The organism is Allobosea sp. TAB14, assembly GCF_052113865.1.
Classification (GTDB): Bacteria; Pseudomonadota; Alphaproteobacteria; order Rhizobiales; family Beijerinckiaceae; genus Allobosea; species Allobosea spartocytisi.
In genome coordinates this window covers 1-3,860 of record NZ_JBFRDQ010000289.1, presented here as the reverse complement: position 1 = coordinate 3,860, position 3,860 = coordinate 1, and the positions used below count along the sequence as shown (strand labels likewise).

The 3,860-nt window shown below is 66.2% G+C and carries 5 protein-coding genes; all 5 read left to right on the top strand.

Going from position 1 to position 3,860, the window contains the following annotated elements; genetic code table 11:
- A partial coding sequence (locus tag AB4Y99_RS26425; RefSeq protein ID WP_441525419.1) for an urease accessory protein UreD occupies positions 1-749 on the top strand: 749 nt, incomplete at its 5' end.
- Between the two features lie 10 nt (positions 750-759).
- Positions 760-1,071, top strand: coding sequence for a hypothetical protein (locus tag AB4Y99_RS26420; RefSeq protein WP_441525418.1), 312 nt, complete (start codon positions 760-762; stop codon positions 1,069-1,071).
- Positions 1,068-1,688, top strand: a complete 621-nt coding sequence (locus AB4Y99_RS26415) for an urease subunit gamma (RefSeq protein ID WP_441525417.1) — start codon at positions 1,068-1,070, stop codon at positions 1,686-1,688. Before AB4Y99_RS26420 ends, AB4Y99_RS26415 begins: the two co-directional genes overlap by 4 nt.
- Positions 1,685-2,608, top strand: a complete 924-nt coding sequence (locus AB4Y99_RS26410) for a DUF1003 domain-containing protein (protein WP_404801875.1) — start codon at positions 1,685-1,687, stop codon at positions 2,606-2,608. Before AB4Y99_RS26415 ends, AB4Y99_RS26410 begins: the two co-directional genes overlap by 4 nt.
- Positions 2,609-2,704: 96 nt before the next feature.
- On the top strand, positions 2,705-3,860 hold a 1,156-nt coding region (locus AB4Y99_RS26405; protein ID WP_441525416.1), incomplete at its 3' end, for an urease subunit alpha.

Below are 3,860 nucleotides of genomic sequence, written 5' to 3'. Positions count from 1 at the left end.
GTACGCAACGGCTCGCTTTGGCGGAATCCGGCGGCTATCGGGCCCGTTTTCCCGACACCTTCGACGACGCTTGCGAGGCGGTGCTGATCAATACCGGCGGCGGCATGGCCGGCGGCGACCGCATGCGGGTCGAGGCCGTGCTCGAGGCCGGCAGCGACGCGGTCATCGCCACGCAAGCCGCCGAGAAGATCTATCGCAGCCAGGGCACGGAAACCCGCATCGAGACGGCGCTGTCGGTCGGGGAGGGCGCAAGCCTCGCCTGGATCCCGCAGGAGAGCATCCTGTTCTCCGGCGCCCGCCTCAGCCGCAACCTGACGATCGAGCTGGCAGCCGATGCGCGGCTGGTGGCTTGTGAATCCGTCTTCTTCGGTCGCAGCGCCATGGGCGAGACGGTCGAGCGCGGCGCCTTGCGGGATCGCTGGCGGGTGCGGCGCGGCGGGCGCCTCGTCTTCGCCGAGGATATGCGGCTGGAAGGCCCGGTGGCGCAGTTGCTGGCGCGCCCGGCCATCGGCGCCGGCGCCCGCGCCGCCGCCACGCTGCTCGTCGCGGGCCCCGGTCTCGCGACGCTTCTGGAGGCGGCGCGCGCCTGCCTGTCGGAGGCTGCCGATGTCGAGGGCGGGGCCGGCATCGTCTCCGAGCTTCTCGTCATCCGCCTCGTCTCTCCCGAGGCTGCGCCCTTGCGTCGTGTGCTCGTCACGCTGCTCGGGCATCTGACCGGACGTGCGCTGCCGCGCACCTGGTCAACCTAAGGAGAGCCGCATGCTGCCGATCCAGGGTTTGAAGTGCATCTACGACACCGCCGGCCGGAGCTGGTCGATCGAGCTCGTCATCAGGGCCGAGGGCGAGGATGCGCTGCGTCGCTTCGACGTCGACGGGCCGGATGATGCGGAGATGCTGATCGAGGCTTTCGAGGATTCCTCCGTCAGCGTCTTCGACCCCCAGACCGGCGAGATCGTCTTCGGTTACGAATATCTCGACCTCGACCACGAAGCCGAAGAGGACGAAGAGGAAGACTCCGAGGACGATTCGGAGGACGATGAAGCCGCTGGGGATGAGAAGGTAAAATCATGAATCTGACGCCGCGCGAAAAGGACAAGTTGCTCGTTGCCATGGCGGCCATGGTCGCACGGCGACGACTCGAGCGCGGCGTCAAGTTGAACTACCCCGAAGCCGTCGCACTCATCACCGACTTCGTCGTCGAGGGTGCGCGCGACGGCAGATCCGTCGCCGAGCTGATGGAGGCCGGCGCGCATGTGATCACGGCCGATCAGGTCATGGACGGCATCGCCGAATTGATCCACGACGTGCAGATCGAGGCGACCTTTCCCGACGGCACCAAGCTCGTCACGGTGCATGAGCCGGTCCGCGGTTCGGCCGGCCGGCTGAAGCCCGGCGAGGTCGTGACGCTGCCCGGTGACCTCGTCATGAACGAGGGCCGCGAGAGCCTGACGCTGACGGTCGCGAACACGGGCGACCGGCCGATCCAGATCGGCTCGCACTACCATTTCTTCGAGGCCAATCCGGCGCTCGCTTTCGATCGCGACAGGGCGCGGGGCTTCCGGCTCGACATTCCCGCCGGCACGGCGGTGCGCTTCGAACCTGGCCAGACCCGCGACGTCAGGCTGGTGGCGCTTGCCGGCAAGCGCGAGGTCTATGGTTTCCGCCAGGATGTGATGGGAAAACTGTGAGCGATCAGCCGGACAACAAGCACGATATGTCGGGGCTCGATATTCCGCCGGTGTCGCCGCCATTCGCGGATATGGCGCCGACGGCGGCCCAGATCGGCAAGAAGCGCGGGATCTGCGCCATCAGCGGGCAGGAGACGGCCCGCAAGAATCTGGTCGAGATCGGCACGCTGCGCCCGGCGCTGGTCGAGCATATCCGCGCCGATTTCCCCGATTTGTCAGACCATGCGCTGATCAGCCTGAAGGAGCTGGCGCGCTACCGCACGCGCTATGTCGAGGAGATCCTGCGCGAGGAGCACGGCGAGTATTCCGACCTCGACCGAGAGGTCGCTGAAAGCATCGCCCGGCAGGAAACCATCGCCGAGAACGTCGAGGACGATTTCGAGGAGCATCGCACGCTGGGCGAGAAGTTCTCGGACGCTTTGGCGAGCTTCGGCGGCTCCTGGGCCTTCCTCATCAGCTTCGGCGTGGTGCTGTTCGGCTGGATGGCCCTGAACGTCCTGCTCGGCGAAAACAGGGCCTTCGACAGCTATCCCTTCATCCTCCTGAACCTCGTGCTCTCCTGCATTGCCGCGATCCAGGCGCCGATCATCATGATGAGCCAGAAGCGGCAGGAGGCGAAGGACCGCTTGCGTTCGGCCAACGACTATCAGGTCAACCTGAAGGCCGAGCTCGAAATCCGCCATCTGCACGAGAAGATGGACCATCTGATCACGCGGCAATGGCAGCGCCTCGCCGAGATCCAGCAGGTCCAGCTCGAGATGCTGCAGGACCAGCAGGCCCGGCCTGCGCGGTCCAAGGTCGTGGTCAAGAAGGCGCGCAAGAAGCCGAAGGCCAAGACCAAAGCGAAGCCGGCCGAGCCGGCCATCGAGGCGGAAGCGACCGAGCCGCCCCCCGAGGCCGATTTTTCCCACAAGAACTGAGTCTCAGGCCCGGCGGCCGGTCTTCGATGCCGGCTGTTGCGGCGAATCTTGCATCGCCCGTCATCGACGGTTCTGTCCGATCCCGAGGCTAAGCCCATGTCCTTCACATTCCCGCGCAACGCCTATGCCGCSATGTTCGGCCCCACSACCGGCGAYAMGGTGCGCCTCGGCGAYACCGAWCTSKKSATCRAGGTCGAGAAGGATTTCACCACCTATGGCGAGGAGGTGAAGTTCGGCGGCGGYAARGTSATYCGCGACGGCATGGGCCAGAGCCAGGTCAGGAATGCCGACGGCGCGGTCGACACCGTCATCACCAACGCGCTGATCCTTGACCATTGGGGCATCGTGAAGGCCGATATCGGCATTGTCGGCGGGCGCATCGTCGCGATCGGCAAGGCCGGAAACCCCGATATCCAGGCCGGCTTCGGCAATTTCGATCCGAGCGAGACGATCATCGTCGGCCCCGGCACCGAGGTCATCGCGGGCGAGGGCAAGATCGTCACGGCCGGCGGCTTCGACAGCCATATCCACTACATCTGCCCGCAGCAGATCGAGCACGCGCTGATGAGCGGCCTCACCACCATGCTGGGCGGCGGCACCGGCCCGGCCCATGGCACGCTGGCGACTACCTGCACACCCGGCCCCTGGCATCTCGGCCAGATGATCAAGGCGGCCGACGCCTTCCCGATGAACCTCGCCTTCGCCGGCAAGGGCAATGCCGCGCTGCCTGGCGCGCTGGTCGAGATGATCGAGGCCGGCGCCTGCGCCATGAAGCTGCACGAGGACTGGGGCACGACGCCGGGCGCGATCGACAACTGCCTGTCCGTCGCCGACGACTATGACGTGCAGGTGATGATCCACACCGACACGCTGAACGAATCCGGCTTCGTCGAGGACACGATCAAGGCCTTCAAGGGCCGCACCATTCACGCCTTCCACACGGAAGGGGCGGGCGGCGGCCATGCGCCCGACATCATGAAGGTCGCCGGGCTGCCCAACGTGCTGCCGTCCTCGACCAATCCGACCCGGCCCTTCACGGTCAATACCCTCGACGAGCATCTGGACATGCTGATGGTCTGCCATCACCTGTCGCCCTCGATCCCCGAGGACCTCGCCTTCGCCGAGAGCCGCATCCGCAAGGAGACCATCGCGGCCGAGGACATCCTGCATGATCTCGGCGCGCTCTCGATGATGTCCTCGGATTCGCAGGCCATGGGCCGCGTCGGCGAGGTCATCACCCGCACCTGGCAGA

What these genes read in the sequence shown, in the direction of transcription:
- AB4Y99_RS26420 (WP_441525418.1), top strand. Translation starts at nt 760, where the DNA reads ATGCTGCCGATCCAGGGTTTGAAGTGCATCTACGACACCGCCGGCCGG.
- AB4Y99_RS26415 (WP_441525417.1), top strand. Translation starts at nt 1,068, where the DNA reads ATGAATCTGACGCCGCGCGAAAAGGACAAGTTGCTCGTTGCCATGGCG.